The sequence below is a fragment of the Streptomyces sp. NPDC058955 genome, from assembly GCF_042741435.1.
GTDB lineage: Bacteria > Actinomycetota > Actinomycetes > Streptomycetales > Streptomycetaceae > Streptomyces.
The window spans coordinates 1-26,225 of sequence record NZ_JBHYKM010000069.1; the positions used below are offsets into that span (position 1 = coordinate 1).

Consider the following 26,225-nt stretch of genomic DNA (forward strand, 5'->3'; position numbering starts at 1 on the left):
GGCTTCGGCTCAGGCTTGGGCTCAGGCTTCGGCTCAGGCTTCGGCTCAGGCTTCGGCTCAGGCTTCGGCTCAGGCTTCGGCTCAGGCTTCGGCTCAGGCTTCGGCTCGGGCTTCGGCTCAGGCTTCGGCTCAGGCTTCGGCTCAGGCTTCGGCTCAGGCTTCGGCTCAGGCTTGGTCGGATCCACCGGGTCGACAGGGTCAACCGGGTCCACGGGGTCCACCGGATCCACCGGATCCACGGGGTCCACGGGGTCCACCGGGTCCACGGGGTCCACCGGATCCACCGGCACCGACGGCTCCACCCCGTACAGCATTTCCCGGAACACCCGCGACGACTGCGGATTCCGGTCGCACTGCCAGACGCCGTGCGGGCAGTAGTCCGTGATCGTGTGGTACAGCGGTTTGTGGTCGCGGATCCATTCCAGCATCCGCCGCATGTACGTCGGATTGTCGCCGTTCCGGAAGAGCCCCCACTCCGGGTAGGAGATCTGCTTTCCGTGCTCGGCCGCGAAATCGACCTGCTTCTGGAGTCCGTACGGCTCGTTCACGTGCCGGTCGAAATCGGCGCCGGACGGCTGGTCGTACGAGTCCATGCCGATGATGTCGACGACGTCGTCGCCCGGGTAGCACTCGGTCCACGGCACCGCGTCCAGGCCCCGGCTCGGGTTGAAGTCGAAGCGGAACCTCTGGCCGGGCACCGACCGCATGGTGGTGACGATCCGGTTCCAGTACTTCTTCCAGGCGGTCGGGTCGGGACCGCAGCGGTGGGTGTAGGTGGTGCCGTTCATCTCCCAGCCGAGGACGAGGACCGTGTCCAGGGCCCCGGCCTCGACCAGCCGGCGGGCGAGGGTGCGGAAGTGGTGGTCGTAGTAGCCGGCCGCGCCGAGCTGGAGCTGGCGGCGTACCTCCTGGTCGGAGACGCCGGCCTCGTTGCGTTCCAGCATGGGGACGTTGAGGACGAAGATCCGGTCGGTCTTCGAGTTGCGCCAGTCGGCCCAGGCGTCGAGGAAGCCGGGCGGGCCCTCGATGTTGGACCAGAGATCGCCGGGCAGGTACGTGTGGCCCACCCGCAGCTCACGGCCCCCGAGCCAGCGCTGCAGCTGGGCGATCCGGGTCACCCCGAGCGAACCGGAATCGAGGAAGGCTCCCATGGCGCTGGTGGCGGGGAGAGTCGGACCGGGGTCCTCCGTCGTTAGGGATGCGGCGGCGTGGGCGGGGGCCGACAGCACGACCGAACCCGAGGCGAGGAGACCGGCGGTGATCACCCCCAGCCATGTCCGTCTTCTTCTCGGTGTTCCTCCGACAGGTTCCACGGCCGCTCCTTCACACGCACGCCATTTGACGATCAGTCATTCCGATGTTCAGAAAGTATTCCTAATGAGCCGACCGTGAACTCCGCTTCCCTCCGCTCCGTAGTCCATTAGAGGATTTCATCGCCCAGTTGGGGCACCCGAGATGAAGGGGCAAATGCCCGTGCCGCCTTTCGACACCCGCGTACCCGCAGTCCTCGTGCGGCTCGACCGGAACCCCTTCCACCACGGGACCCTGGGCGCCGCCCGCTCCCTGGGCCGGGCCGGCGTCCCCGTCCACGCGGTCGTCGAGGCGGTCGGCAGCCCCGCCGCCCGCTCCCGGTACGTCCGCTCCGCCCACCCCCGGCCCGCCTCCTCGGCCTCCACCGAACTGGCCGCGCTGCTCCTCCGGATCGCCGGCGAGATCACCGACACGCCGTCAGATCCCGTGCTCGCGGTGCCCCTGGACGACATCAGCGCCCTCGCGCTGGCCCGCCGCCGCGCCGACCTCGCGGGCAGGATCCTGCTCCCCGAACAGAGCGAGGCGCAGCTGCTGAAGGTCGCGGACAAGGCCGCCCTCGCCGCGACCTGCGCCGCGCTCGGCCTCCCCCACCCCCGTACCGCACTCCCCTCCGGCGCCGACGAGGCCGCCGCCATGGCCTGGGCGCTGGGGCTGCCCGTGGTCGCCAAGTGGAGCCGCCCCTGGCTGCTGCCGACCGGATCCGGGCTGCGCAGTACGACGATCCTCCGCTCGCTCGCCGAGGTGCGGGAGCTGTACGGGCGCACCCCGCAGGCCGGCAGCCGGCTGCTGCTCCAGGAGCTGCTGCCGCCGGGGCCGGGCCTCGACTGGTTCTTCCACGGGTACGCGGACTCCGCCGGCCGCTGCGCCGCCGGGGCCACCGGGCGCAAGGAGCGCTCCTGGCCGGACGGGGCCGGGCTCACCGCCGTCGGCCGCTGGACGCCCAACCCGGACGTGGACCGGCTCGCCCGCGCCCTGCTCGACGCGCTCGGCTACCGGGGCGTGTGCGACCTCGACTTCCGGCTCGACCGGGCCACCGGCGCGTACCACCTGCTCGACTTCAACCCGCGCCCCGGCGCCCAGTTCCGGCTCTTCGCCGACCCCGCCGGGCTCGACGTGGTGCGGGCGCTGCACCTGGACCTCACCGGCCGGCCGGTGCCGCCGCACTCCCCCGCGTACGGCCGCCGCTTCGTCGTGGAGAACTACGCGGCGCTCTCCCTGCTCACCTCCCCGCGCCGCCGGTACGCCCCCGAGCCGGGCACCGCCCGGCGGGCCGCCGAGCGCGCCTGGTTCGCGGCCGACGACCCGGTGCCGGCGCTCGCCATGGGCCGTGCCTGGCTCGCCCATCTGCTGCGCCGGGCCCTGGCGGCGGTGCGGCGGCGGCTCGCGGCCGGCCGGCCCCGGCACCCGGCCACGCTGCCGGGCCCGGCGACCCGCGGCTCCTCCACCCAGCTCACCCAGCGATGAAGACGGAAGACACGATGGCGAACGCGATGACGACGGCGCACCCGGTGCACGACCTGGTGGTCGTCGGGGCCGGCCCCTACGGTCTCTCGGTGGCCGCGCACGCGGCGGCCCACGGGCTCGACCCGGTCACCTTCGGCCGCCCCATGGAGTCCTGGCACGCCATGCCCTCCGGGATGTACCTGAAGTCCGAGCCCTGGGCCTCCCACCTCTCCGACCCGGCCGGCGCGTACGGGCTCGACGCCTTCGCGGCGGCCCGGGGCGTGCCCGCCGAGCACGGCGTCCCGCTCCCGGTCCCCTTCTTCGCCGCCTACGGCGACTGGTTCGCCCGGCGGGCCGTGCCCGCCGTCGACGAGCGGCTGATCACCTCGGTGGCGCCCGCGCCGGAGGGCTTCCTCCTCACCGCCGAGGACGGCGGGACCGTACGGGCCCGCACGGTCGCCCTCGCCGTCGGCGTGCTCCCCTTCATGGAGGTCCCCGGCCCGCTCCGGCACCTCCCCCGCCGGTACGTCACCCACTCCAGCCACCACGGCGAACTGGACGCCCTCGCCGGGCGGGACGTCACCGTCGTCGGCGCCGGGCAGGCCGCCCTGGAGACCGCCGCGCTCCTCGTCGAGGCCGGCGCCGCCGCCGTCCGGGTCCTCGCCCGGGCGGACCGGCTCCGCTGGAACACCCTGCCGCCCGCCCTCGACCGCGGCCCGTGGCCCGCCCTGCGCGCCCCGCACACCGGCCTCGGCTGCGGCTGGCGGAACAAGCTGTACGCCGACACCCCGGGCGTCTTCCGGCGGCTGCCCGCCGCCACCCGGGCGCGGATCTTCGACTCGGCGCTCGGCCCGGCCGGCGCCTGGTGGCTGCGCGAGCGGTTCGCCGCCGTCGGCGACGTGCGCCTCGGCCACCGGATCACCGCGGCCGCGGTCACCGGCGACGACCGGCTCCGGCTCGACGTCGAGGGCCCGGACGGGACGGGCGTCCTGGAGACCGACCACGTGGTCGCGGCCACCGGCTTCGTGCCGTCCCTCGACCGGGCCGGGGTCCTGGACCCGGCGCTGCGGTCCGCGCTGCGCACGGTCGGGCCGGCCGGCGCCCCCGAGACCGGCGCGCTCTTCGAGTCGTCCTGGCCGGGCCTCTTCCTCGCCGGGCTGCTCACCGCCCCCTCGTACGGCCCCTCCATGCGCTTCGTGTTCGGCGCCGGCTACACGGCGGGCCGGCTGGTGACGGGGGTACGGCGGCGGCTGCGGGCCGGGGGCCGGGGCGGCCCCGTGGTGGGCCGGCCCCGCGGCGGCGGCCGGGCCGCGCCGGTGGGGGCGTAGACGCGGACCGGCCCCGGGGAGCGGATGCTCTCCCCGGGGCCGGTCCATGGCCGTCCGCGGTCGCGGCGGCCGGGGTCAGGCGTTGATGCAGACGTTGCCGGCGGCCGGGTTCAGCGCACCGATGATGTTCACGCTGTTGCCGCAGACGTTGATCGGCACGTGGATCGGGATCTGGACGACGTTGCCCGAGAGGACACCCGGCGAACCGATGGCGGCACCGTGCGCGTCGGCGTCGGCGAAGGCGGGCGTGGCCGCGCCCATGGCCATGATGACTCCGGCAATGACGGCAGCAGCCTTCTTGCACTTCATTTCGTCTGGTTCCTTTCCGCGGCGGAAGATCGGCCTCCGCTGCACACAGGGACAACGACAGGCTTCCGCGAAGGCAACCGGGAATTCCGATCCGATTCCGGCATTCACTCCGTTGCGCGCACGACACAGGGCCGGAGGAAGGAATTCCTCCGGCCCTGCGGCGCGCTTCCGGATCAGCTGTTGCCGATGCCGTTCCCGGAGAGGACCGGGATGTCCTCGACGAGGTGCGACAGCGGCTCGTCGCCCTTGGCCTGCGTCGAGTTCTCCGCGCACTGCTGGTTCTGCGGGGAGGACAGGACGTTGACGTCCTGGACCGCGACCGGGACGAGGATGCCGACGACCGAGCCGACGTTGCCCTTGACCGGGGCGCCGAGGCACAGCTTGTTCAGCGAGCCCTGGACGGCCGAGAACTGCGGGCTCATGTCGCCCTTGGTCTTCGAGTTGCCGAACGACTGGTGGGCGCCGTTCCCGGAGAGGGAGGTCGTGCCGCCGTCGTTGGCGATGGCCATCGCGGGAGCGGCGGCCGCGGCGGCGACGCCGACGGCCGAAGCGGTGACGGCCGCGGCCGTCATCATCTTCTTGATCACGGTGAATCCGTTTCTCTTCCCACCAATCGACCTGATTGATGCGACCGGATCAACACGCGGGCCGGGGAGGAGGTTCCGGCGCTTCACCCGATCGACTGGGTACGGCCACGAGCGCTGCCCCGCGCGCTCCGCCATCGGGGTGACAGGGCGGAACCCGCCGGTCCGGGGCGAGTTGATCAGGGGGCTCCCTGCACGGAGCCGGTTCTAGAAGGGAACTCCCGTGATCAAGAAGGTCATGGCCACCGCGGCCGCCGCCGCCTCGATCGTCGGCGCCTCCGCCGCCGCGGCCACCCCCGCCCTCGCCATCGCCGACGACGGCGGCACCACCTCCAAGAGCGGCAACTTCGCCCACCAGGAGTACGGCAACTCCACCACCTACGGAAACATGAGCCCGCAGTTCGCGCTCGTCCAGGGCTCGCTGAACAAGCCGTGCGTGGGTCTGCCGGCCAAGCTCAACGCGGGTTCGATCGTGGGCCTCGTCCCGATCTCCGTCCAGGACATCAACGTGCTGTCCTCCCCGCAGAACCAGCAGTGCGTCGAGAACTCGACGCAGGCCAAGGGCGACGAGCCGCTGTCGCACATCCTGGAGGACATCCCGATCCTCTCGGGCAACGGCGTGGCCAACAGCTGACGTCCCGCCTCGCCGGCGACGTCCGCGCGTCGAGGGGCCGCCCCGCCGGGGCGGCCCCTTCGCACGTCCCGCCGCGTCGCTAGCGCGGCCAGACGGGAGTGGACATCAGCCGCTCCCATTCCCGGTCGGGCATTCCCGGGACCGTCCGGCCGGCCTGGGCCCACTGGGTCACCAGGGCGGAATAGACGGGGAATTGCCGGGTCGACCGGATCCGGTCGGCGGTCGGCGGCTCGCTCACATACCGGCTCTTCGGAATGAAGGCCATCCGTTCCCATTTCCCGGGACGACCGGGATCAGGCGGCGCCATTCTCGCTCCCTCCGCTGCTATTCCCGCATCATTACACAAGCATCGCAACGGAGTGATTCAGTCACGCGTCGACGCGTCGCGCATCTCTGTGCGAACGGACTCGAAATACCGTGCGGGTATGAGATTTCCGCGTCCGCGGCGGCTCCTGCTCGTACCGGCGGCGCTTCTCGCGCTCGCCCCCGGGGCCCTCGCCTCCGCCCTCGGCGGTCCCGCCGAACTCCCCGCCCCCGCCCAGGGACTGAACCTGCTCGTCGTCGGCACGGACTCCCGGGACGGGATCACCGCCACCGAGAAGGAACGTTTCCGGCTCGGCGGCCAGGACTGCGACTGCACCGACGTGATGATGCTCGTGCACGTCTCCGCCGGGAACGACCGGGTCAGCGTGGTGTCGTTGCCCCGCGACTCGCTCGCCGAACTCCCGGGCCCGCACACCGACCTGCGGACCGGCAAGGTCCACGACCCGCACCTGGCGAAGATCAACGCGGCCCACGCGGAGGGCGGTTCGGCGCTCACCGTCGAGACCGTCGAGGCGGCGACCGGGCTCGACGTGCACCGCTACCTGGAGATCGACTTCCGGCGGTTCATGGACACCGTCGACCAGGTCGACGGCGGCGTGCCGATCTGCACGGCCAAGCCGCTGAAGGACCCGGCGACCGGGCTCGACCTGCCGGTCGGCACCCGGCGGGTGGGCGGCGGCGAGGGACTCCAGTACGTGCGCTCGCGGAAGGCCGACGGGGAGATGGACTTCGGCCGCATCCGCAAGCAGCAGAAGTTCGTCGTCAACACGCTGGACCGGATCCGGTCCGGCGGGATCCTCAAGGACCCGGCGAAGCTGCGCGCGCTCGCCTCGGCCCTGCGCGGGACGGAGAGCGCCGAGCGCGGTGTCTCGGTGGCCGAACTGCTCACGCTCGCCACCCGGCTGAAGGCCGTCGGGCCGTCCCGTACCGAGTTCGCGACCGTGCCCGTACGCGGCTTCAACCCGGTCGTCGAGGGCGTCGGGTCCACGGTGGGCTGGGACGAGGAGGGGGCCGCGGAGGTCTTCGCCCGGCTCCGCGCGGACCGTCCGCTGCCGCCCGGCGACGCGGTCGCCCCGAGCGAGATCTCCGTCGCCGACTACGCGCCGGCCCGGGGCTCTTCGCTCATCTGCCCGTAGGCCGTCCGGTGGACATGCCGGAACCTCCGACCCTCCGACCAGTTGATCAGCACGGCTCGGCACTCAGCGCGGGCCAGTCATCGAAAGGCCAGAACATGAAGAAGCTCCTCGCGACCGCTGCGGTGGCTGTTTCGGTCGTCGGCGCGACGGCCGGGCAGGCGCTCGCGATCGCCGACGACGGTGGCACCACCTCGCTCTCCGGCAACGGCGCGCACCAGGAGTTCGGCAACTCCGCCACCTACGGCGACATGAGCCCGCAGTTCGCGCTCGTCCAGGGTTCCCTGAACAAGCCGTGCATCGGTCTCCCGGCCAAGGTCAACGCCGGCTCGATCGTCGGTCTCGTCCCGATCGCGGTGCAGGACATCAACGTGCTGTCCTCCCCGCAGAACCAGCAGTGCGTCGAGAACTCGACGCAGGCCAAGGGCGACGAGCCGCTGTCGCACATCCTCAGCGACATCCCCGTGCTGTCCGGCAACGGCGCCGGCAACAGCTGAGCAACGCCGCTCGGCCACGGCGCGGCCCCGTCGTCCCTCTCCGGAGGGGCGGCGGGGCCGTGTCCGTGCACGGGGCTCAGCCGAGCGCGCGGGCCAGGGCGTCCGGGTCGGTGACGGGTGCGTCGCAGGTGAAGTGGCGGCAGACGTACGCGGCGGAGGACCCGGCGACCAGGGGGCGGTCGCGCAGGAGCGGGAACTCCTCGCCGTCGGGGGCTCCGGCGGCGAGGACCGCTCCCGGGGTGGTCGCCCTCAGGGCCGTACGGCGCAGCTCCTGGAAGACCGGGTCGGCGGCGTTGCCGACGACGGCGATCTCCCGGGGGCCGTCGAGCAGGGCCTCGGCGACGGCGAGCCCCCAGCCGATGAAGCGGGGGGCGCGCGGGCCGAGCGCCTTCACCACGCCGAGGGCGCCCTCGGCGGCGGTCCGGTGGGCCTCCGAGCCGGTGTGGGCCGCGTACGAGAGCAGTGCTCCGGCCGCGGCGGTCCAGCCGGACGGGGTGGCGTTGTCGGTGGGGTCCTGGGGGCGCCGGATGAGGGCCTCGGCGTCGTGGGCCGTGTCGTACAGCGCCCCGCCCTCGCCGGTGAAACGGTCGAGGACGTGGTCCAGGAGGAGGCCGGCGAAGTCCAGCCAGGCGCCCTCGCCGGTGACGGCGGCGAGGGCGAGGAAGCCTTCGGCGACGTCGGCGTAGTCCTCCAGGACGCCCGCGTGGCCGCCGGCCCGCCCGTCCTTCGAGGTGCGGGTGAGCCGGCCGCCGTCGTCGAGGTGGAGGCGGACCAGCAGGTCGGCGGCCTCGGTGGCGCGCTCGACCAGGTCGGGGCGGTCGAAGAGGGCGCCGGTCTCGGCGAGGGCGGCGACCGCGAGGCCGTTCCAGGCGGCGACGATCTTGTCGTCGCGGCCGGGGCGCTCGCGCCGCTCGCGGGCCGCGTGCAGCCGGGTGCGGATGGAGGCGATCCGGCCGGCGTCGGCGGGGCCCGCCTCCTGGGGGAGCTGGAGGACCGAGGCACCGTGCTCGAAGGTGCCGTCCTCGGTGACGCCGTAGTGACGGGCGGCGAGGGCGGCGTCGTCCGCGCCGAGGGCCTCCTCCAGCTGGGCCGGGGTCCAGGCGTAGTAGGCGCCCTCGACGTGCCGGCCGGTGCCGTCGTCGGAGTCCGCGTCGAGCGCGGAGGCGAAGCCGCCCTCGGGGGTGCGGAGTTCGCGGACCATGAAGTCGGCGGTCTCCAGGGCGACCCGGCGGGCCAGGTCGCTGCCGGTCGCCTTCCACAGGTGGGCGTAGACGCGGCAGAGCAGCGCGTTGTCGTACAGCATCTTCTCGAAGTGCGGGACGACCCAGGCGCGGTCCACGGCGTAGCGGGCGAAGCCGCCGCCGAGCTGGTCGTAGATGCCGCCGCGGGCCATCGCCTCGCAGGTGTCGGCGGCCATCTGGAGGGCGCCCTCGGAGCCGGTGCGGGCGTGGTGGCGGAGCAGGAACTCCAGGACCATCGACGGCGGGAACTTGGGCGCGCCGCCGAAGCCGCCGCGGGTGGCGTCGTACTCCCGGGTGAGGCCGAGCAGCGCGGCGGCGAGCTCCTCCTCACCGGGGAGGCCGTCGCCGGCGACGGCGAGGGAGCGGCCCGAGAGGTCCTTCACGATCCGGTCGGCGACCTCGGCGACCTCGCCGCGCCGCTCGGCCCAGGCGGTGTGGACGCCTTCGAGGACCTCGGTGAAGGACGGCATGCCGTGGCGCGGCTCCGGCGGGAAGTAGGTGCCGAAGTAGAAGGGCGCCGCGTCGGGCGTGAGGAAGACGGTCATGGGCCAGCCGCCCTGGCCGGTGGCGGCCTGCACGGCCTCCATGTAGACGGCGTCGACGTCGGGCCGCTCCTCGCGGTCGACCTTGACGGCGACGAAGTGCTCGTTGACCACCGCGGCGGTGGCCTCGTCCTCGAAGGACTCGTGGGCCATCACGTGGCACCAGTGGCAGGAGCTGTAGCCGACGCTGAGGAGGACCGGGACGTCGCGGCGGCGGGCCTCCTCGAACGCCTCGGCGGACCAGGGCCACCAGTCGACCGGGTTGTCGGCGTGCTGGAGGAGGTAGGGGGAGGTCTCATGGGCCAGTCGGTTCGCCATGGGGCCATCCTGCCGCAGTCGGCCCGGTCCCCGGGGGGTGGGGCCGGAGGGGCGCGAATTACAAGCGGGGGGGGCCCTACTGCCGCCCAAGGGGGGGGGGGGGGGGGGGGGGGGGGGGGGGGTGCTCGGGGGCCCCGGGGGGCCCGCGGGGGCCCCCGGCGCCCCGGGCGCCCCGCCCGGGGGGGGCGCGGCCCCCCCGTGCCGCTACTTCGAGGCGGCGGGCGCCTTCGTGCCGCCCTTGCCGGCCTCGGCCGGGTCGGGGGCCTCCTCGAAGGAGACGCGGTTCATGTGGCGGTTCATCGACTTCATCAGCGCCCAGACCGCGAGGGCCAGGGCGGCGAAGACGACGAAGCCGAGGACGCCCGGCGTCACCTTGTTCTTGTCCAGCTCTTCGGCGGCGAAGGGGACCAGCTGCGTCAGTGCGAGGTGTGCGCTCATGTCAGGCATTGTCGCGGATGCCCGCGAAGAGATCTTCCTCGGGGAGGGAGGTCGGCACCAGCGACTTGCTGAGCTCGTACTCCTCCGTCGGCCAGACCTCCTTCTGGATCTCCATCGGGACGCGGAACCAGCCGCCGTCGGGGTCGATCTGGGTGCGGTGGGCGATCAGGGCCTTGTCGCGGGTCTCGAAGAAGTCGGCGCACGGGACGAAGGTGGTGAGCGTCCGCTCCTTGCGCTCGAACTCGCTCCACCGCTGCAGCCACTCGCCGTAGGGGGACTCCAGGCCCCGGTCGAGGAGGGCCTGGTGCAGCGCCTCGGTGCGCGGCCGGTTGAAGCCCTGGTTGTAGTAGAGCTTCTGCGGCTGGAAGACGGGGCCGTACTCGGCCTCGGGGAACGCGTCGGCGTCGGCCGCACCGTCGAAGGCCACCATCGTGATCTTGTGGGTCATGATGTGGTCGGGGTGCGGGTAGCCGCCGTTCTCGTCGTAGGTCGTGATGACCTGCGGACGGAAGGAGCGGATCTTGCGGACCAGCTCGCCGGCGGCGTGGTCCACGTCCTCCAGGGCGAAGCAGCCCTCGGGGAGCGGGGGCAGCGGGTCGCCCTCGGGGAGGCCGGAGTCGACGAAGCCGAGCCACTCCTGCTCGACGCCCAGGATCTCCCGGGCCTCGTCCATCTCCTTGCGGCGGACCTCGTGGATGTTCGCCTCGATGTAGGGGTCGCCCTGGAGCTTGGGGTTCAGGACCGAGCCGCGCTCGCCACCCGTGCACGTCACCACGAGGACGTCCACCCCCTCGGACACGTACTTGGCCATGGTCGCCGCGCCCTTGCTCGACTCGTCGTCGGGGTGGGCGTGAACGGCCATCAGTCGCAGCTGCTCAGTCAAGACTCGATCCTCGGTGATTCGTCGCGGAGGGTGGTCTCTATAGTGACGGAATCGGGGGGAGGAAAATTCCGCGCCCCCGCCCCGAGAGGACCGATACATGACAGCGGTGCGAGAGCAGCTGCCCGAGGGGCGCTACGGGCGCTCGGCGGACGAGCGGGCCGACCGGAAGCTGAAGGTCGTCGGAGCGGTCCTCGGCACCCTCTTCCTGGCCATGATCGGCTGGTTCGGCTGGCACTACGTGGTCGACAGCGAGATCAGCGCCGAGATGATCAAGTTCGACGTGGTGAGCGACACCGAGGTGCAGGTGCACCTGGAGGTCCGCAAGGACCGGGGCGTCGAGGGCGTGTGCACGCTCCGGTCCCGCTCCGAGGACGGCGCCGAGGTGGCCCGCAAGGACGTGACGGTCGCCGAGCCGGGCACCCGCGTCGACCGCGTCTACTCCCTGCGGACCACCGCCCGCGCGACCAGTGCCGAGCTCATGGGGTGTACGGCGCGGTAGCGGTGGGTAGGGGAGGGGGAGCGAGTTCCGGCGGGTCGCCGCGGTGACCTGGAGCGACGCCATCCCGATGGTTTATGTCCTCCCGCTTTCCGCCACTCATTGTTAGGCTCGTGCTTTCGCCCACCCGGGAAGCGAGGGTTTTCCGCGTAGGGCGATGCTTTGTATTCCCAGTACCTACGAGGAGCACCTGTGACCCAGACCAGCGACAACGTCACCTGGCTCACCCAGGAGGCGTACAACAAGCTCAAGGACGAGCTTGAGTACCTGTCTGGTCCCGCGCGTACCGAGATCGCCGCGAAGATCGCAGCCGCGCGCGAGGAGGGCGACCTGCGCGAGAACGGCGGGTACCACGCGGCCAAGGAGGAGCAGGGCAAGCAGGAGCTCCGGGTCCGCCAGCTCACCCAGCTGCTGCAGAACGCCAAGGTCGGCGAGGCCCCGGCGGACGACGGCGTCGTCGAGCCCGGCATGGTCGTGACGATCGCCTTCGACGGCGACGAGTCCGACACGATGACCTTCCTGCTCGCCTCCCGCGAGTACGCGAGCGGTGACATCGAGACCTACTCGCCGCAGTCGCCGCTCGGTATCGGCGTCAACGGCAAGAAGGCCGGCGACGACGCCGAGTACGAGCTGCCGAACGGCAAGAAGGCCATGGTGAAGATCCTCAGCGCGAAGCCGTACACCGGCTGAGGCTCCCCCTTTTCCGTACGTGCGAAGGGCCGGTCCCCCCGAGGGGGCCGGCCCTTCGACGTTCCGGCTGCCGCTCAGGCGGAGGCGGAGCGGTACTTGCGGACGGAGAGGGTGCGGAAGACGGCGATGATCAGCAGCGACCAGAGGAGCGAGGCCCACACGGGGTGCTGCATGGGCCAGGCGTCGGACTGGACGACGCCGGGGTTGCCGAAGAGCTCGCGGCACGCCTGGACGGTGGCGCTGAAGGGGTTCCACTCGGCGATGGGCCGGATCCAGTCGGCCATCTGGCTGGGGTCCACGAACGCGTTGGAGACGAAGGTGACCGGGAAGAGCCAGATCAGGCCGCCGGAGGTGGCCGCCTCCGGGGTCCGGACGGAGAGGCCGATGAGGGCGCCGATCCAGGAGAAGGCGTAGCCGAGCAGGAGCAGCAGGGCGAAGGCGCCGAGCGCCTTGGGGACGCCCTCGTGGATGCGCCAGCCGACGAGGAGGCCGACGATCGCGAGGACCACGAGGGTGAGCGCGGTCTGGACGAGGTCGGCGAGGGTGCGGCCGGTGAGGACGGCGCCGCGGGCCATGGGGAGCGAGCGGAAGCGGTCGACGAGGCCCTTGCTCATGTCGTCGGCGATGCCGGCGCCCGCTCCGGCGGTGGCGAAGGTGACGGTCTGGGCGAAGATGCCGGCCATCAGGAAGTTCCGGTAGACGACCGGGTCGGTGTTGCCGCCGACGCTCATGGAGCCGCCGAAGACGAAGCTGAACAGGACCACGAACATGACCGGCTGGATCAGTCCGAAGATGACCATCTCCGGGATCCGGGTCATGCGGATCAGGTTCCGCTGGGTGACGACGAGGGAGTCCGCGATCGACTGGACGATCCCGCCGCGGGGTGCGGGGACGTGCGGGGCGGTGTCGGTGAGGGTGGTCACGCGGTGGGCTCCTTCCGGTGCTTGCGGCCCCGGGCGGGGGGCCGGTCCGCGCCGGTCCCGGTCCCGGTCCCGTTCCCGTTCCCGTTCTCGTTCCCGTTCTCGTCGTACTGCTCGCGCGCGGCGGCGTGGCCGGTGAGGGAGATGAAGACGTCGTCGAGGGTGGGGCGGCGCAGGCCGATGTCGTCGATCTCGACGCCGACGGCGTCCAGGTCGCGGATGACCTCGGCGAGCAGCTTGGCGCCGCCGGTGACGGGGACGGTGAGCTTGCGGGTGTGGTCCTCGACGGAGACGTCGTCGAGGCCGCGTTCGCCGGGGCCGTAGCGGGCGAGGACGGCGCGGGCGGGGGCGATGGCGTCGCGGTCGTGGACGACGACCTCGACGCGCTCGCCGCCGGTGCGGTCCTTGAGCTGGTCGGAGGTGCCGCGGGCGATGACCTTGCCGTGGTCGACCACCGCGATGTCGTGGGCGAGGTGGTCGGCCTCCTCCAGGTACTGGGTGGTGAGGAGGAGGGTGGTGCCGCCGGAGACGAGTTCCTTGATGACGTCCCACAGGGCCTGGCGGTTGCGGGGGTCGAGGCCGGTGGTCGGCTCGTCCATGAACATGACGGGCGGGGAGACGACCAGGGCGGCGGCGAGGTCGAGGCGACGGCGCATGCCGCCGGAGTACGTCTTGGCGGGGCGGTCGGCGGCGTCGTCGAGGCGGAACCGCTCCAGCAGCTCGTCGGCCCGGGCCTTCGCGGCCCGCGCCTTCATCTGGTAGAGCCGGCCGACCATCTGGAGGTTCTCGCGGCCGGTGAGGTACTCGTCGACGGCGGCGAACTGGCCGGAGAGGCCGATGGAGCGGCGGACCTCGTTGGGGTGTCTCAGGACGTCGACCCCGGCGACCGTGGCGGTGCCGCTGTCGGGCCTGAGCAGGGTCGTCAGGACCCGTACGGTGGTGGTCTTCCCCGCTCCGTTGGGACCGAGCAGACCGAGGACGGTGCCCTCGGGCACGTCGAGGTCCACCCCGTCCAGAGCGGTGACGTCGCCGAAGGTCTTCACCAGTCCCTCGGCGTGGATCGCGCCTGGCATGTCCACACTCCCGGATCATTTCGGGCATTTCTGCCGATCCTAGGACAGTGGGCGGCGCCGTGCTCAGGCCAGGACCGTGTAGCCCGCCTCCCGCAGCGCCCCCTCCACCTCCCGGCAGTGCTCCGGCCCCTTCGTCTCCAGGTGCAGCTCCACCTCGACCTCCGTCAGCCCGAGCCGCGGATCGGTCCGCACGTGACTGACGTCGAGCACGTTCGCGTCCACCACCGTCAGCACCGCGAGCAGCGTCGCCAGCGCCCCCGGCCGGTCCGCCACCCGCAGCCGCAGGCTCAGATAGCGCCCGGCGGCCGCCATGCCGTGCCGCAGGATCCGCTGGAGCAGCAGCGGATCCACGTTGCCGCCCGACAGGACCGCGACGACCGGGCCACGGAACGACTCCGGGTCGCTCAGCAGCGCCGCCACCGGGCTCGCCCCGGCCGGCTCCACCACCAGCTTCGCCCGCTCCAGGCAGAGCAGCAGCGCCGAGGAGAGCGCGTCCTCCGAGACCGTGCGCACCTCGTCCACGTACTCCTGGACCAGGGCGAACGGCACGTCCCCCGGCCGCCCCACCTTGATCCCGTCGGCCATCGTCACCGGCGAGTCGACCACCACCGGGTGCCCGGCGGCCAGCGACGGCGGATAGGCCGCCGCGCCCTCCGCCTGCACGCCCACGATCCGCACGTCCGGGCGGACCGACTTCACCGCGAGGCCGATGCCGGCCGCCAGCCCGCCGCCGCCGATGCCGACGACGATCGTGCGCACCTCCGGGCACTGCTCCAGGATCTCCAGGCCCACCGTGCCCTGGCCGACGATCACGTCCGGGTGGTCGAAGGGGTGGATGAAGACGGCGCCGGTCTCCCGCGCGTACTCCTGCGCCGCGGCCAGCGTCTCGTCCACCACGTGCCCGTGCAGCCGCACGTCGGCGCCGTACTCCCGGGTCGCCGCGACCTTCGGCAGCGGCGCCCCGACCGGCATGAACACGGTCGCGCGCACACCGAGAAGCCGCGAGGCGAGCGCCACGCCCTGCGCGTGGTTCCCCGCCGAGGCGGCGACCACCCCGGCCGCCTTCTCCTCCGGCCGGAGCCCGGCGATCCGCACGTACGCGCCGCGCAGCTTGAACGAGCCGGTCCGCTGCAGGTTCTCGCACTTGAGCAGCACCGGCGCCCCGACCAGCGAGGACAGATGGCGGCTGCCCTCCAGGGCGGTCGTCCGGGCCACCCCCGCCAGCATCTTCTGCGCCCCGCGCACGTCGTCGAGCATCAGGCGGTGCAAGGGGCGTCGCGTACCGAAGGTCATGACCCCAAGTCTCGCAGCTCACCGGCCCTGCGGCCGCGCGGACCGCGGTCCCGGAACGGGTTTGCGCACGGCCGGTACGGAGCCCCTCCCGTCCGCGTACTCTGTCCCCCACACCGACCACCCCCGCACGAGAGAGCCCCCCAGCCATGCCCACATCTCAGGACATGACGACTGAGCTTGATCCCGGTCTCCTCGATGCCCTCCAGCACCAGGTGGCCGTCTTCGCCCGCCGGGCCGAGCAGACCCGCCTCGGCGGCACCGGCCAGCTCCGCAACTCCATGGACCGGGCCGCCTACCTCCTCCTGAACCGGCTCGACCAGGAAGGGCCGATGGGCGTCAAGGCGCTCGCGGCGGGCATGGGGATCGACTCCTCGACCGTCACCCGCCAGGTCGCCCCGCTCGTCGACTCCGGCCTCGTCAGCCGGACCTCGCACCCCGAGGACGGCCGCGCGGTCGTCCTGCAGCTCTCCCCGCGCGGCCTCGACCGCCTGGAGGAGGTCCGCTCCTCGCGGCGCACGCTGATGGCCGAGGTCACCGACGGCTGGACCGAGGACGAGCGCACCTCCTTCTGCTCCCTGCTCACCCGCTTCAACGCGGCGCTCTCCGCCCGCCAGGGCGCCGCCACCGGTTCCCCGCAGAGCGGCTGACCCCGCGCGGGGAGACCCGCGCACGGGGGTTGACCCCGCTCCGCCCCGGACCCATACATGAGGGATGGGGAACCGGAGCCGATCCGAACACGCCGCCCGCGCCGGGGAGTTCGACGCCTTCGTGGCGGGCGCCGCAGGGCGGCTGCTGCACGTCGCCACGCTGCTCACCGCCGAGACCCGGGCCCGGAACCCGTACGCCCACGCCCTGCTGACCGCCGCCCTCGCCCACACGTACGCGGTGCTCGACCGGGGCGGCGACGAGGACCCGTACGCGCTCACCCGGGACGAGCTGGCGCTCCGCTTCGCCCGGACCGCCTGGCGCCACCGCACCGGCCGCGGCGGGATCCTCGGCGCCCTCACCCCCGCCGAGCGGCTGGTGCTGGTGCTGCGGCTGTACGAGGGCGTGCCCGAGGAGCAGACCGCCGCGCTGCTCGGGCTCCCGGAGGCCCGGATCCGGGCGGTGTGCGCCCGCGCGGTGGCCCGGATGCGGGTGGCGGGCCGGTCGGAGGAGGCGGCGTGAGGCACGGCGAGAAGGAGGCGGCCGTCCGGCGGCTGCTCGACACCCCGCACCCTCCGGTGCCGGCCGGGTTCGGGGCGCGGGCGGCGGAGCGCGGCGGCCGGGTGCGGCGGCGGCGCCGGGTGCTGCGGCGGGCCGGCGGGGTGCTGGCCGGGATCGCGGCGCTCTGCTTCACGGTCTGGGCGGTGGAGGCCCGCCCGTGGGAGGCGCCGCCGGCGGCGACGACGCCGCCGTTCGCCGGGCCGTGACGACGGCCCTAGCCTGGATGGAGGGGGTCGGTCGGAACCGGATCGCAGGAGGCCGACATGACCAGGAAAGCCGCCGACTGCCGGGACACCCCGAGCGTGTCGGGCTGCACGCTCTACATCTCGGGCGAGGAGGAGGAAGTGGTCCGCGCCGCGGCCGAGCACGCGGTCTCCGTCCACGAGCACCAGGACACCCAGGAGCTGCGCGACGAGGTCAGGGCGAGCCTGAAGGACGCGCTGCCCGGGACCTGAGCGGCACCGGCACGGGGGCCGGCGGGGGGGCGGGGCCCCCCCCCCCCCCCCCCGCCGTCGGGCGGGGGGCGCGCCCCACCACCCCCCCCGGGGGGGGCCCGAGTGTGTCGGGGGGCGCCCCCGGCCCGGGCGCCCGGGCCCGGCGCCGCCCGGCGGGGGGCCGGGGGGGGGCACCCCCCCCCCCGGCCCCCCTTCCGGTTCGGGGTACGGGTCAGCCCAGCGCCTCGCGCAGGTCGGCGATCAGGTCGTCGGCGTTCTCGATGCCCACCGACAGGCGGACCAGGTCGGCCGGGACCTCGAGGGCGGAACCGGCGACGCTGGCGTGCGTCATCCGGCCCGGGTGCTCGATCAGCGACTCGACGCCGCCGAGGGACTCGCCCAGGGTGAAGAGCTTCGCGCGGTTGCAGACGCCGACCGCCGCCTCCTCGCCGCCCTCGACGCGGAACGAGATCATGCCGCCGAAGGAGCGCATCTGCTTGGCCGCGACCTCGTGGCCCGGGTGCTCGGCGAGGCCCGGGTAGAGGACCTGCGTGACCTTCGGGTGCCGGGTCAGGAAGTCGGCGACCTTGGTGGCGTTCTCGCTGTGCCGGTCCATCCGGACGGCGAGGGTCTTGATGCCGCGCAGCACGATCCACGAGTCGAACGGACCGGCCACCGCGCCCATCGCGTTCTGGTGGTAGGCCAGCTCCTCGCCGAGCTCCGCGTCGGCCGCGATCAGGGCGCCGCCGACGACGTCCGAGTGGCCGCCCATGTACTTGGTGAGGGAGTGGACGACGACGTCCGCGCCGAGCGCCAGCGGCTGCTGGAGGTAGGGCGAGGCGAAGGTGTTGTCGACGACCAGCTTCACCCCGGCCTGGCGGGCCACGCCCGCGATCGCCTCGATGTCGGTGATGCCGAGCAGCGGGTTCGACGGGGTCTCGACCCAGATCAGCTTGGTGCGGTCGTTGATCGCGCCGCGCACGGACGCGATGTCGGAGGTGTCGGCGACGGAGAAGTCCACGCCCCAGCGCTGCACGACCTTGGCGAAGAGCCGGAAGGTGCCGCCGTAGGCGTCGTTGGGGATGACCACGTGGTCGCCGGGCACGAGGAGCGTGCGCAGCAGGCAGTCCTCGGCGGCCAGGCCGGAGGCGAAGGCGAGGCCGCGGCGGCCTCCCTCCAGGGCCGCCAGGTTCTCCTCCAGGGCGGTACGGGTCGGATTGGCGCTGCGGCTGTACTCGTAGCCGCCGCGGAGCCCGCCCACACCGTCCTGCTTGTAGGTGGACACCTGGTAGATGGGCGGGACGACCGCGCCGGTCAGCGGGTCGGCGGTGTTGCCCGCGTGGATGGCGCGGGTCTCGAAGTTCTGGTGGCTGTGCTGGTCGCTCATGGTCAGGAGCGTAGTGCCGGGTGCGGCCCACCGCCGCGATTCGTCCACGACGGCGTCCTGGACAATGGACCCATGGAGATTCTCTGGTTCCTGATCGCGCTGGGCCTGCTCTTCGGCGTCCTCGGCCCCTACGTGCTGCGCCGCCGCGGCGGCGGCATCCGGCAGGTCGCGCCCGGCACGCCCGACGCGGCCGATCCGGAGGCGTACGGATTCGTCCGCCAGGAGGAGCTGGACGTGCGGCTGCCCGGTCCCGACCGGGATCTCCTCGACGTCCTCGACGTCGTGCAGGCCACCCAGGACTGGCGGGCCGCCTCGCAGCTGCTCGCCGGGACCGGGAAGGACGGCGAGGTCCGCTGGCAGCGCGTCCAGGCGTTCGCCGGGGCGGCCTCCCTGGAGCTCGCCGAGAAGCCCGGCGTCGGCGGCGCCTGGCTGCGCGCCTGGCGCTCGGACGCGCCGAAGGACGCCGGCGCCGCCGCGGTGCACGCCGAGTTCCTGGTGCAGCAGGCGTGGCGCTCCTCGGCGGCCGGCTCGGACGACTTCCGGATCATCCTGGAGGAGGCCCGGAAGGTCGCCGACGAGGCGGCGCTGCTGGCGCCCGGCGACCCCGTCCCGTACATCACGCAGCTCGCGGTCGCCCGCGGACTGGGCTACAGCCCCGAGCAGTTCGACCAGGTGTGGGCGAAGGTCATCGACCGGGCGCCGCGGCACATGGGCGCGCACCTGGCGGCGCTGCACTACTGGTGCGAGAAGTGGCACGGCTCGCGCGAGGAGGCCGACCACTTCGCGACGACGGCCGCCGCGCGCGCCCCGCAGGGCTCGCTGCTCGCCGCGCTGCCGCTCTTCGCGGTCTTCGAGCACGTGCCGGACGTGGTGCTGGTGCAGGACTTCTACCGCACGGCGGTGGTGAGCAAGGCGATGGAGGGCGCGCTGTACGCGGTCCACTCGGCCCGCCCCGACGACCCGATGCTGGCGCACGTGCGCCACCTGCTGGTGTGGTTCCTGGTCCGCGGCGAGCGCTGGGCCGAGGCGATGCACCAGCTGGTCCACGTCGACGGCCACGTCGGCGCGCTGCCCTGGACCCTGAGCGGCGACCCGGCGGCCGAGTACACCCTGCACCGGAACCTGGCGGTGGCCGGCTACGAGGCGAACGGCGGGAACCCGGCGACGCTGCGGCGCTGACCGGGCGGCGGCGGGGAACAGGGGTGGGCGCGCCGGTGTTGTGCGGACTGCCCGGTCCGCGTCGAGGAGAGATGCCGCATGTTCCTGTCCCGTACCCCCGTGCTGCCCGCCCCGGAGCAGGCCCTGCGTGGCCGCCCGGAGCCGGAGTTCTCCGTCCCCGAGCGCCACACGGTGCTCGGCAACCCGCTGCTCGGGCCGTACCCGGAGGGCCTGGAGACGGCCGACTTCGGGCTCGGCTGTTTCTGGGGCGCCGAGCGGAAGTTCTGGCAGACCGACGGCGTCTGGACGACGCTCGTCGGCTACCAGGGCGGTTACACGCCGAACCCGACGTACGAGGAGGTCTGCTCGGGTCTCACCGGGCACACCGAGGTCGTCCGGGTGGTCTTCGACCCGGCGAAGGTGTCGTACGAGACGCTGCTGAAGGTCTTCTGGGAGTCCCACGACCCGACCCAGGGCTTCCGCCAGGGCAATGACGTGGGCACCCAGTACCGCTCGGCCGTCTACACCCACTCCCCCGCCCAGGCGGAGACGGCGGAGGCGTCCCGGGCCGCCTACCAGAAGGTGCTCGCCGCCTCCGGCTACGGCGAGATCACCACCGCCGTCCTCCCGGTGGACGACCGCCCGTTCTACCCGGCGGAGGCGTACCACCAGCAGTACCTGGACAAGAACCCGGCCGGTTACTGCGGCATCGGCGGCACCGGCGTCTCCTGCCCGATCGGGGTGGCGCCGGCGGAGTAGGCCGCGCGCAGGGCCGCGGCCGTCGCGGCCGGGGCGTACCCCTCGGGGGTGCCGTCGATCAGCAGCACGTCGCCCGCCATGTGGCGGGTCCGCAGGGGCAGCAGGGCCTGGTACGGCTCGGAGTCGTACCAGGCCCTCGCCTTGTCGTACGACGGGAAGGCGATGATGACGACGGCGCCGGGCCACTCGCCTTCGAGCACCTCGCGCCGGGGTGCGCCGTGCACGAGGAAGCGTCCGCCGAAGGGGTCCAGGGTGGCCTGGATGCCTTCCATGTAGGCGAGCACCTCGGGGTCGAGGACGGGTGTCGGGCTCAGGTTGGCCATCGCGTATGCGGTCATGGGACCAGCCTGCCGGGGCGCGGCGGCGGGTTCGATGACGTCGGAGGTCATGCTCCGGCCGGGGACGCGGGGTGGAGGTGTCGGCCACCGGGTACAGGAGGCTGGACCTGTTGCGCGGCTCGGTCGAGCCGCTGTGCGACAAGGTGGCCTGAGCACGGGGAAGGGCCCCCTCCGCAGCGGAGGGGGCCCTTGTCCCGGAGCCGTGCGGCGGGTCAGACCGCCGAGCCGGCCTTCCAGGCCGACCAGTTCATGTTCCAGCCGTTGAGGCCGTTGTCGGGGGCGATCGTCTTGTCCTTGGAGTTCTTGACGATGACGACGTCGCCGGTGATCGACTGGTCGTAGAACCAGGCGGCCATCTGGTTGGGGTCGCCGGCGCCCTTGACGTCGGCGAGGCCGACGCAGCCGTGGCTGGTGTTCACGGAACCGAAGATGGAGCGGGCGCCCCAGTAGTTGCCGTGGATGAAGGTGCCGGAGGTGGACAGGCGCATGGCGTGCGGCACGTCCTTGATGTCGTACTCGCCCTTGCCGTCGGAGTCGGTGAAGCCGACGGTGGCGCCGTTCATCCGGGTCTCCTTGAACTTCTCGGAGATCACCATCTGGCCGTTGTAGGTGGTGTTGTCCGGGGAGCCGGCGGAGATCGGGATGGTCCGGAGCACCTTGCCGTCGCGCACGACGGTCATCGTCTTCTTCTCGACGTCGACCGTGGAGACCTGGCTGCGGCCGACGGTGAAGGTGACGGTCTTCTGCTGGACGCCGTAGACGCCGTCGGCGCCCTCGACGCCGTCGAGGTCGAGCTTGAGGGTGACCTTCGAGCCGGCCTTCCAGTAGTCGTCCGGGCGGAAGTCGAGGCGGGTCGAGTTGAACCAGTGGCCGACGACCTCCTGACCGGAGCTGGAGGAGACCGTGATGCCGCTCTGGACGGCCTTCTTGTCGGTGATCGCCTTGTTGAAGTTGATCGAGACCGGCATGCCCACGCCGACGGTCGAGCCGTCCTCGGGGGTGAAGTTGCCGATGAAGCTGTTCTCCTTCGACACGGTGGTGAAGGAGGAGTTCTCGTGCGCCTCCAGGCCGCCCGCGTCGACGGCGGTGGCGGCGATCTTGTAGACGGTGGCGCGCTCCAGCTGGCCGGTCGGCTTCCAGGAGAGGCCGTCGGCCGCTATCTCGCCCTTGACCTCGGTGCCCTCGGCGGAGGTCATGGTGACCTCGGTGAGCTTGCCCTCGGTGACGGCGACCTTGGCGTCGTTGTTGATGGAGGCGTTCTGCGCGCCGTTCTCCGGCGAGATGGTGATCTGCGCCTTGGAGGTCTTCTGCTCGGCGGCCTCGTCGACCTGGGCCTGTGACGTGGCGGTGGGCGATCCGGCCGCGGCCGCGCCGGCCGGGTCGTCGTCGTTGCAGGCCGAGAGCACGAGTACGCCGCTCAGCACCGCCGCCGCCGCGGCCAGGCTCCTGCTGCGCTTGCCGACCGTCATCACACGCTTCTCCATCGTCGCCGATTCCCTGTCAATCCATCAGAACACCCATGACACCCCGCCGGTTCCGGTACCGGGGGGTTTGTGGGGAACACCACTGATCGACACGCGCGGGGGCGCCTTCCGGTTCCCGGTTCGCCGCGCACCGGCGCGAAAGGGCCCCGGGACGCCGTCCCGGGGCCCGCGGACAGGGCGGTCCGTACCGCCGCTACGGCCGGTCGTCGTCGTCTTCCTCGGCCTCATCTTCCTCGTCGAGCTCCCACTCCATGGAGTCGGGGTCGTACTCGATCTCCTCGCTGCTCCAGGCGGCCTGGACGAGCTCGACGCCGGGCAGGTCGCGGACGAGGTCGAAGGGCTCCACCAGGTACGCGAGGGCCTCGGAGGGGTCCTCCTGGACGGAGGCGCGGGCGTGGTCCCGCTCGTCGGCCGGCATGAACTCGTCGGAGTCGATCCGCCCCTCGGCGGCGGCGGTCAGCTCGGCGGGCCCGTCGATCTCCAGGACGATGTCGACGCGGAGGCGGACGTGACGGGTGGTGGTCTCGGTACCGGTGGTCTCGGAGGTGCTCATGGCTGGGAGCGTAGGGTCTGCCCGGCCTCGGCTTTCCCGCGACCCGCTGGGTTCACTAGCATCTGGCCACCGCGGAGTCCCGCGGGGCTTTCCGTGAGGGAGATCGAGATCGACGTGTCCGCCGCCCGACGCCCGCTGCTGACCGCCACCGCGGCGGGGACCCTGCTGTGCGCCCTCTGGTTCGTCCCCTCGGCGAACGCCTCCGACAGCGCGGCCGGGGCGGGGGTACGGAGCGGGAGCACCGCGCCCGCGACCGGCCGGCTGGCCGAGACCGGCGGCCCGGACACGACCGCCTACGTGCTGGGCGGGTCGGGGTTCCTCGGGGTGGGCGCCGGGTTCGTGGCGCTGGCGATGCGGCGGCACGGGCGCGCGTCCTAGGACGGCTTCCGGACACGGCTGAGGGCCGCCCCCGGCGGGGGGGGGCCCCCGGCCGGTGGTTCTCCCACGGGGCGGGGGCCCGCTCGTCGGCGGGGACCCCGCGGGCCGCCCCGCCGAAGGGGGGGGGGGCGGGGTTGGGGGGGGGGGGGCTAGGCGGGGCCGGGGGGGCGGAGCATTCGAGGTATCCGGCACGGGGCGGGGGCCCCCCCCGGGGGGGGGCGCCCCTCGGCCGTGTGTCAGGCCAGCGGGCCGGTGACCGGCTCGACGGCGGCGACCAGGCGGCCCTCCCGGACGAAGGCGTCGGCGGCGGCCAGGTCGGGCGCGAGGAAGCGGTCCGGGCCGGGGCCCTCGACGCCGGCGGCGCGCAGCGCGTCGATGGCGGCCCGCGAGGCGGGGGCGGGGGTGAGGCCCTCGCGCAGCTCGATGCCGCGGGTGGCGGCGTACAGCTCGACGGCGATGATCCGGGCGAGGTTGCCGACGGCGGTGCGCAGCTTGCGGGCGGCGGACCAGCCCATGGAGACGTGGTCCTCCTGCATCGCCGAGGACGGGATGGAGTCGGCGGAGGCCGGGACGGCGAGCCGCTTCATCTCGCTGACCAGGGCGGCCTGGGTGTACTGGGCGATCATGAGGCCCGAGTCGACGCCGGCGTCGTCGGCGAGGAAGGGCGGCAGGCCGTGCGAGCGGTTCTTGTCGAGGAGCCGGTCGGTGCGGCGCTCGGCGATGGAGCCGAGGTCGGCGGCGGCGATGGCGAGGAAGTCGAGGACGTACGCGACCGGGGCGCCGTGGAAGTTGCCGTTGGAGCGGACCTCGCCGCTGGACAGCACGACCGGGTTGTCGACGGCGGCGGCGAGCTCGCGCTCGGCGACGAGCAGGGCGTGGGCCATGGTGTCGCGGCCGGCGCCGGCGACCTGCGGGGCGCAGCGGATCGAGTAGGCGTCCTGGACGCGCGGGGCTTCGCCGGCCTGGAAGTGGCCGGTGAGGCCGGAGCCCTTGAGGACGGCCAGCATGTTGGCGGCGGAGGCGGCCTGGCCGGGGTGGGGGCGGATGGCGTGCAGCTCGGGTTCGAGGACCTTCTCGGTGCCGAGGAGGGCTTCGAGGGAGAGCGCGGCGGTCACGTCGGCCGACTTGTAGAGGGTGTCGAGGTCGGCGAGGGCCATGATCAGCATGCCGAGCATGCCGTCGGTGCCGTTGAGGAGGGCGAGGCCCTCCTTCTCGCGCAGGACGACGGGCTCGATGCCGGCGGCGGCGAGCAGTTCGCCGGCGGGCTTCACGGTGCCGTCGGGGCCCTCGGCGTCGCCTTCGCCCATGAGGGCGAGGGCGCAGTGGGAGAGCGGGGCGAGGTCGCCGGAGCAGCCGAGGGAGCCGTACTCGTGGACGACCGGGGTGATGCCGGCGTTGAGGACGTCGGCCATGGTCTGCGCGACCTCGGGGCGGACGCCGGTGTGGCCGGAGGCGACGGTCTTGAGCCGCAGGAACATCAGGGCGCGGACGACCTCGCGCTCGACGCGCGGGCCCATGCCGGCGGCGTGCGAGCGGACGATGTTCCGCTGGAGCTGGGTGCGCAGCTCGTGGTCGATGTGCCGGGTGGCGAGGGCGCCGAATCCGGTGGAGACGCCGTAGACGGGCTCGGGCTTGGCGGCGAGCGCGTCGACGACGGCGCGGGCGGCGGCGAGCGCCGCGACGGCCTCCTCCGACAGCTCGACACGAGCGCCGTGGCGGGCGACGGCGATGACGTCCTGCGGGGTCGTGCCGGACGTGCCGAGAACGACTGTCTGCATATCCATATTCAGCACCCTACGGATTGAAGACCGACCTGTCACTAGGCAATCTGTCACCGTCCCCCACCGGGACGGCCCCTTACGGCTCCGGCGGGAGCTCCACCGTCGGGGCGTCGCGGAAGCGGCGCCGGTCGCGGACCCCGGGCGGGGCGTCGGCGAGGCGGATGACGGTGCCGTCCCGGCCGGCCACCACCGGTTTCGCCGAGCGGGCCGCCTTGGCCTGGTACTGGGCGGCGTCGGCGAGCCGGAAGAGCCGGCGGGCGGACTTCAGGGGGCCGATGGGGTCGCCGGTGGAGGCGACGCCGATGGCGACGCCCTCGCCGAGCTCCAGCTCGGCCGCGCGGACGCAGAGCTCCTCCGCCACCGCGACCACCTCGTCGGCGGTCGGGCCGACCGCCAGGAGGCAGAACTCGTCGCCGCCGAGCCGGGCCGCGAGGGCGCCGGGGAGACGGGCCCCGCAGCGCGAGAGGACGGAGCCGAAGCGCTCCAGGAGGCGGTCGCCGACGGCGTGGCCGTGGGTGTCGTTGACGCGCTTGAGGCCGTTGAGGTCGCAGACCACGAGGCTGACGACCGAGCCGTCGGCGCGGTAGCGCTCGATGGCCTCGTCGAGGCGGGCGTCGACCGCGCGCCGGTTGGCGAGGCCGGTGAGCGGGTCGGTGAAGGCGAGCTTGCGGACCTCCTCCAGGCGCTCGGCCTGGGCGATGCCGGCCGCGACGACCGCCGCGAGGACGTTCGCGAAGTCCGCGTCCGCGGCGGCGAAAGGTTTCGCCCCCGCGGGCCGGGCCACGTACAGCTCACCCCAGGCCCGCCCGTGCAGCACGATCGGGGCGACCACGCAGCAGCACCTCCCTCGACGGCGGAGGCCGGCCACCCGGCCGGTCAGGACGGGCGCGTCGGCGCTCTCGACCCAGGCGTGCGGGCCCGCGCCGACCGCCCACCGCTCGTGCAGGAACTCGGTGATCTCGGGGAACTGGTGGACCGGATACGTCTCCGCGTCCGGGAACTCCTCCTCGCCGACGGCCCGGTCCCCGGCGTTCACCAGCACCCTCAGCCGCCCGTGGTCCCGCTCCCAGACCGACAGGGCGCCGAAGCTCCCGTCCAGACCGGCGGACGCTCCGAGCGCCGCGGCCCGCCAGAACTCGCGCGGGGTGTGCGCCGCCGCCATCCCCTGCGCCAGCGCCACCACGGCCCGCAGCCGCACATCCTCACCCATTCCTCCAGCTTAGGGAGGTTTGATCCGTTTTCCCCACCGAGACGTCACAGAAAGTGACATCTGGTACAAAATGGGATCAC

Annotated in this window: 30 protein-coding genes; 14 read left to right on the plus strand and 16 right to left on the minus strand. The window is 73.1% G+C overall.

The features are described 5' to 3' along the window. Nucleotides 1-1,313: glycoside hydrolase family 26 protein (locus ACFW1I_RS24105; RefSeq protein ID WP_384673412.1), on the minus strand; the 1,313-nt coding region annotated here is incomplete at its 3' end. A gap of 154 nt (nt 1,314-1,467) precedes the next feature. Between ACFW1I_RS24105 and ACFW1I_RS24110 the strand changes: the two genes are divergently transcribed. Continuing rightward, nucleotides 1,468-2,775, plus strand: coding sequence for an ATP-grasp domain-containing protein (locus ACFW1I_RS24110; protein ID WP_384673415.1), 1,308 nt, complete (start codon nt 1,468-1,470; stop codon nt 2,773-2,775). Nucleotides 2,776-2,819: 44 nt separating this feature from the next. After that, nucleotides 2,820-4,082 (plus strand): FAD-dependent oxidoreductase, encoded by a 1,263-nt coding sequence (locus tag ACFW1I_RS24115; RefSeq protein ID WP_384673505.1) that lies wholly within the window; start codon nt 2,820-2,822, stop codon nt 4,080-4,082. A gap of 75 nt (nt 4,083-4,157) precedes the next feature. Here the strand turns inward: ACFW1I_RS24115 and ACFW1I_RS24120 are convergent, their stop codons facing one another. Both ACFW1I_RS24120 and ACFW1I_RS24125 read right to left on the minus strand, forming a co-directional pair. Then, nucleotides 4,158-4,391: a chaplin gene (locus ACFW1I_RS24120; protein WP_384673416.1), complete on the minus strand. Its 234-nt coding sequence runs from the start codon at nt 4,389-4,391 to the stop codon at nt 4,158-4,160. 173 nt (nt 4,392-4,564) lie between these two features. Continuing rightward, nucleotides 4,565-4,975, minus strand: a complete 411-nt coding sequence (locus tag ACFW1I_RS24125; protein ID WP_319010284.1) for a rodlin — start codon at nt 4,973-4,975, stop codon at nt 4,565-4,567. A gap of 223 nt (nt 4,976-5,198) precedes the next feature. Between ACFW1I_RS24125 and ACFW1I_RS24130 the strand changes: the two genes are divergently transcribed. Next, nucleotides 5,199-5,609: a rodlin gene (locus ACFW1I_RS24130; RefSeq protein WP_384673419.1), complete on the plus strand. Its 411-nt coding sequence runs from the start codon at nt 5,199-5,201 to the stop codon at nt 5,607-5,609. Nucleotides 5,610-5,688: 79 nt separating this feature from the next. Here the strand turns inward: ACFW1I_RS24130 and ACFW1I_RS24135 are convergent, their stop codons facing one another. Beyond that, nucleotides 5,689-5,874 carry a hypothetical protein gene (locus tag ACFW1I_RS24135; RefSeq protein ID WP_384673422.1) on the minus strand — a complete coding sequence of 62 codons (186 nt, stop codon included), beginning with the start codon at nt 5,872-5,874 and terminating at the stop codon, nt 5,689-5,691. A 160-nt stretch (nt 5,875-6,034) separates the two neighbouring features. Between ACFW1I_RS24135 and ACFW1I_RS24140 the strand changes: the two genes are divergently transcribed. Beyond that, on the plus strand, nt 6,035-7,069 hold the full coding sequence (locus ACFW1I_RS24140) for an LCP family protein (protein WP_384673424.1): 1,035 nt from the start codon (nt 6,035-6,037) through the stop codon (nt 7,067-7,069). Nucleotides 7,070-7,164: 95 nt separating this feature from the next. Next, on the plus strand, nt 7,165-7,563 hold the full coding sequence (locus tag ACFW1I_RS24145; RefSeq protein ID WP_384673427.1) for a rodlin: 399 nt from the start codon (nt 7,165-7,167) through the stop codon (nt 7,561-7,563). A gap of 76 nt (nt 7,564-7,639) precedes the next feature. On the opposite strand, the gene ACFW1I_RS24150 is transcribed toward ACFW1I_RS24145, so the two are convergent. The 3 genes from ACFW1I_RS24150 to mca all read right to left on the minus strand — a co-directional run bounded on the left by ACFW1I_RS24150 (nt 7,640) and on the right by mca (nt 10,985). Continuing rightward, nucleotides 7,640-9,664, minus strand: a complete 2,025-nt coding sequence (locus ACFW1I_RS24150) for a thioredoxin domain-containing protein (protein ID WP_384673429.1) — start codon at nt 9,662-9,664, stop codon at nt 7,640-7,642. A gap of 204 nt (nt 9,665-9,868) precedes the next feature. After that, nucleotides 9,869-10,111, minus strand: coding sequence for a hypothetical protein (locus ACFW1I_RS24155; protein WP_384673432.1), 243 nt, complete (start codon nt 10,109-10,111; stop codon nt 9,869-9,871). Then, complete coding sequence (mca, locus tag ACFW1I_RS24160) at nt 10,104-10,985, minus strand: mycothiol conjugate amidase Mca (protein ID WP_384673434.1); 882 nt, start codon at nt 10,983-10,985, stop codon at nt 10,104-10,106. Before mca ends, ACFW1I_RS24155 begins: the two co-directional genes overlap by 8 nt. Nucleotides 10,986-11,082: 97 nt before the next feature. Between mca and ACFW1I_RS24165 the strand changes: the two genes are divergently transcribed. Together ACFW1I_RS24165 and greA are read left to right on the plus strand one after the other, a co-directional pair. Further along, nucleotides 11,083-11,484 (plus strand): DUF4307 domain-containing protein, encoded by a 402-nt coding sequence (locus ACFW1I_RS24165; protein ID WP_384673436.1) that lies wholly within the window; start codon nt 11,083-11,085, stop codon nt 11,482-11,484. Between the two features lie 189 nt (nt 11,485-11,673). Continuing rightward, nucleotides 11,674-12,171 (plus strand): transcription elongation factor GreA, encoded by a 498-nt coding sequence (greA, locus tag ACFW1I_RS24170; RefSeq protein ID WP_031013045.1) that lies wholly within the window; start codon nt 11,674-11,676, stop codon nt 12,169-12,171. Nucleotides 12,172-12,245: 74 nt separating this feature from the next. Here greA and ACFW1I_RS24175 read toward each other — a convergent pair whose 3' ends face one another. From ACFW1I_RS24175 to ilvA, 3 genes are all read right to left on the minus strand, one after another. Then, nucleotides 12,246-13,094: an ABC transporter permease gene (locus ACFW1I_RS24175; protein ID WP_384673439.1), complete on the minus strand. Its 849-nt coding sequence runs from the start codon at nt 13,092-13,094 to the stop codon at nt 12,246-12,248. Further along, nucleotides 13,091-14,164, minus strand: coding sequence for an ATP-binding cassette domain-containing protein (locus ACFW1I_RS24180; protein ID WP_384673441.1), 1,074 nt, complete (start codon nt 14,162-14,164; stop codon nt 13,091-13,093). The genes ACFW1I_RS24175 and ACFW1I_RS24180 overlap by 4 nt, the downstream gene beginning before the upstream one ends. 63 nt (nt 14,165-14,227) lie before the next feature. After that, nucleotides 14,228-15,457, minus strand: a complete 1,230-nt coding sequence (gene ilvA / locus ACFW1I_RS24185; protein ID WP_384673443.1) for a threonine ammonia-lyase — start codon at nt 15,455-15,457, stop codon at nt 14,228-14,230. A 146-nt stretch (nt 15,458-15,603) separates the two neighbouring features. Between ilvA and ACFW1I_RS24190 the strand changes: the two genes are divergently transcribed. The 4 genes from ACFW1I_RS24190 to ACFW1I_RS24205 all read left to right on the plus strand — a co-directional run bounded on the left by ACFW1I_RS24190 (nt 15,604) and on the right by ACFW1I_RS24205 (nt 17,118). Beyond that, the gene (locus tag ACFW1I_RS24190) at nt 15,604-16,104 is read left to right on the plus strand and encodes a MarR family winged helix-turn-helix transcriptional regulator (protein WP_384673445.1); all 501 of its coding nucleotides are present in this window, start codon (nt 15,604-15,606) and stop codon (nt 16,102-16,104) included. A 64-nt stretch (nt 16,105-16,168) separates the two neighbouring features. Continuing rightward, the gene (locus ACFW1I_RS24195) at nt 16,169-16,624 is read left to right on the plus strand and encodes a sigma factor-like helix-turn-helix DNA-binding protein (RefSeq protein WP_384673448.1); all 456 of its coding nucleotides are present in this window, start codon (nt 16,169-16,171) and stop codon (nt 16,622-16,624) included. Then, nucleotides 16,621-16,869 carry a hypothetical protein gene (locus ACFW1I_RS24200; protein ID WP_384673450.1) on the plus strand — a complete coding sequence of 83 codons (249 nt, stop codon included), beginning with the start codon at nt 16,621-16,623 and terminating at the stop codon, nt 16,867-16,869. Before ACFW1I_RS24195 ends, ACFW1I_RS24200 begins: the two co-directional genes overlap by 4 nt. Before the next feature lie 57 nt (nt 16,870-16,926). Continuing rightward, on the plus strand, nt 16,927-17,118 hold the full coding sequence (locus ACFW1I_RS24205; protein WP_384673453.1) for a DUF1059 domain-containing protein: 192 nt from the start codon (nt 16,927-16,929) through the stop codon (nt 17,116-17,118). Between the two features lie 211 nt (nt 17,119-17,329). On the opposite strand, the gene ACFW1I_RS24210 is transcribed toward ACFW1I_RS24205, so the two are convergent. Next, nucleotides 17,330-18,484 (minus strand): cystathionine gamma-synthase, encoded by a 1,155-nt coding sequence (locus ACFW1I_RS24210; RefSeq protein ID WP_384673456.1) that lies wholly within the window; start codon nt 18,482-18,484, stop codon nt 17,330-17,332. A 72-nt stretch (nt 18,485-18,556) separates the two neighbouring features. Here ACFW1I_RS24210 and ACFW1I_RS24215 point away from each other — a divergent pair, with 72 nt between their 5' ends. Together ACFW1I_RS24215 and msrA are read left to right on the plus strand one after the other, a co-directional pair. Beyond that, nucleotides 18,557-19,663, plus strand: a complete 1,107-nt coding sequence (locus tag ACFW1I_RS24215; protein ID WP_384673458.1) for a hypothetical protein — start codon at nt 18,557-18,559, stop codon at nt 19,661-19,663. A gap of 78 nt (nt 19,664-19,741) precedes the next feature. After that, the gene (msrA, locus tag ACFW1I_RS24220; protein ID WP_384673461.1) at nt 19,742-20,401 is read left to right on the plus strand and encodes a peptide-methionine (S)-S-oxide reductase MsrA; all 660 of its coding nucleotides are present in this window, start codon (nt 19,742-19,744) and stop codon (nt 20,399-20,401) included. Here the strand turns inward: msrA and ACFW1I_RS24225 are convergent. The 3 genes from ACFW1I_RS24225 to ACFW1I_RS24235 form a co-directional block, all read right to left on the minus strand. Beyond that, entirely contained in the window at nt 20,341-20,739 is a 399-nt protein-coding gene (locus ACFW1I_RS24225) for a DUF1330 domain-containing protein (protein ID WP_384673463.1), read from the minus strand. The genes msrA and ACFW1I_RS24225 overlap by 61 nt on opposite strands. 212 nt (nt 20,740-20,951) lie before the next feature. Continuing rightward, nucleotides 20,952-22,223 (minus strand): Ig-like domain-containing protein, encoded by a 1,272-nt coding sequence (locus tag ACFW1I_RS24230; protein WP_384673466.1) that lies wholly within the window; start codon nt 22,221-22,223, stop codon nt 20,952-20,954. A 193-nt stretch (nt 22,224-22,416) separates the two neighbouring features. Then, a complete protein-coding gene (locus tag ACFW1I_RS24235; RefSeq protein WP_384673469.1) occupies nt 22,417-22,776 on the minus strand; it encodes a hypothetical protein in 360 nt (119 codons plus the stop codon). Nucleotides 22,777-22,890: 114 nt separating this feature from the next. On the opposite strand from ACFW1I_RS24235, the gene ACFW1I_RS24240 reads away from it, so the two are divergent. Further along, entirely contained in the window at nt 22,891-23,154 is a 264-nt protein-coding gene (locus ACFW1I_RS24240) for a hypothetical protein (RefSeq protein ID WP_384673509.1), read from the plus strand. A 236-nt stretch (nt 23,155-23,390) separates the two neighbouring features. Here the strand turns inward: ACFW1I_RS24240 and hutH are convergent, their stop codons facing one another. Then, a complete protein-coding gene (gene hutH, locus ACFW1I_RS24245; RefSeq protein WP_384673511.1) occupies nt 23,391-24,932 on the minus strand; it encodes a histidine ammonia-lyase in 1,542 nt (513 codons plus the stop codon). A gap of 79 nt (nt 24,933-25,011) precedes the next feature. Further along, nucleotides 25,012-26,145, minus strand: a complete 1,134-nt coding sequence (locus ACFW1I_RS24250; RefSeq protein WP_384673472.1) for a diguanylate cyclase domain-containing protein — start codon at nt 26,143-26,145, stop codon at nt 25,012-25,014. Between the last annotated feature and the right edge of the window lie 80 nt (nt 26,146-26,225).

What these genes read in the sequence shown, in the direction of transcription:
- ACFW1I_RS24110 (WP_384673415.1), top strand. Translation starts at nt 1,468, where the DNA reads ATGCCCGTGCCGCCTTTCGACACCCGCGTACCCGCAGTCCTCGTGCGG.
- ACFW1I_RS24120 (WP_384673416.1), bottom strand. Translation starts at nt 4,391, where the DNA reads ATGAAGTGCAAGAAGGCTGCTGCCGTCATTGCCGGAGTCATCATGGCC.
- ACFW1I_RS24135 (WP_384673422.1), bottom strand. Translation starts at nt 5,874, where the DNA reads ATGGCCTTCATTCCGAAGAGCCGGTATGTGAGCGAGCCGCCGACCGCC.
- ACFW1I_RS24140 (WP_384673424.1), top strand. Translation starts at nt 6,035, where the DNA reads ATGAGATTTCCGCGTCCGCGGCGGCTCCTGCTCGTACCGGCGGCGCTT.
- ACFW1I_RS24145 (WP_384673427.1), top strand. Translation starts at nt 7,165, where the DNA reads ATGAAGAAGCTCCTCGCGACCGCTGCGGTGGCTGTTTCGGTCGTCGGC.
- ACFW1I_RS24150 (WP_384673429.1), bottom strand. Translation starts at nt 9,664, where the DNA reads ATGGCGAACCGACTGGCCCATGAGACCTCCCCCTACCTCCTCCAGCAC.
- ACFW1I_RS24155 (WP_384673432.1), bottom strand. Translation starts at nt 10,111, where the DNA reads ATGCCTGACATGAGCGCACACCTCGCACTGACGCAGCTGGTCCCCTTC.
- ACFW1I_RS24165 (WP_384673436.1), top strand. Translation starts at nt 11,083, where the DNA reads ATGACAGCGGTGCGAGAGCAGCTGCCCGAGGGGCGCTACGGGCGCTCG.
- ACFW1I_RS24180 (WP_384673441.1), bottom strand. Translation starts at nt 14,164, where the DNA reads ATGCCAGGCGCGATCCACGCCGAGGGACTGGTGAAGACCTTCGGCGAC.
- ilvA (WP_384673443.1), bottom strand. Translation starts at nt 15,457, where the DNA reads ATGACCTTCGGTACGCGACGCCCCTTGCACCGCCTGATGCTCGACGAC.
- ACFW1I_RS24190 (WP_384673445.1), top strand. Translation starts at nt 15,604, where the DNA reads ATGCCCACATCTCAGGACATGACGACTGAGCTTGATCCCGGTCTCCTC.
- ACFW1I_RS24195 (WP_384673448.1), top strand. Translation starts at nt 16,169, where the DNA reads ATGGGGAACCGGAGCCGATCCGAACACGCCGCCCGCGCCGGGGAGTTC.
- ACFW1I_RS24205 (WP_384673453.1), top strand. Translation starts at nt 16,927, where the DNA reads ATGACCAGGAAAGCCGCCGACTGCCGGGACACCCCGAGCGTGTCGGGC.
- ACFW1I_RS24210 (WP_384673456.1), bottom strand. Translation starts at nt 18,484, where the DNA reads ATGAGCGACCAGCACAGCCACCAGAACTTCGAGACCCGCGCCATCCAC.
- ACFW1I_RS24215 (WP_384673458.1), top strand. Translation starts at nt 18,557, where the DNA reads ATGGAGATTCTCTGGTTCCTGATCGCGCTGGGCCTGCTCTTCGGCGTC.
- msrA (WP_384673461.1), top strand. Translation starts at nt 19,742, where the DNA reads ATGTTCCTGTCCCGTACCCCCGTGCTGCCCGCCCCGGAGCAGGCCCTG.
- ACFW1I_RS24225 (WP_384673463.1), bottom strand. Translation starts at nt 20,739, where the DNA reads ATGACCGCATACGCGATGGCCAACCTGAGCCCGACACCCGTCCTCGAC.
- ACFW1I_RS24230 (WP_384673466.1), bottom strand. Translation starts at nt 22,223, where the DNA reads ATGGAGAAGCGTGTGATGACGGTCGGCAAGCGCAGCAGGAGCCTGGCC.
- ACFW1I_RS24235 (WP_384673469.1), bottom strand. Translation starts at nt 22,776, where the DNA reads ATGAGCACCTCCGAGACCACCGGTACCGAGACCACCACCCGTCACGTC.
- hutH (WP_384673511.1), bottom strand. Translation starts at nt 24,932, where the DNA reads ATGCAGACAGTCGTTCTCGGCACGTCCGGCACGACCCCGCAGGACGTC.
- ACFW1I_RS24250 (WP_384673472.1), bottom strand. Translation starts at nt 26,145, where the DNA reads ATGGGTGAGGATGTGCGGCTGCGGGCCGTGGTGGCGCTGGCGCAGGGG.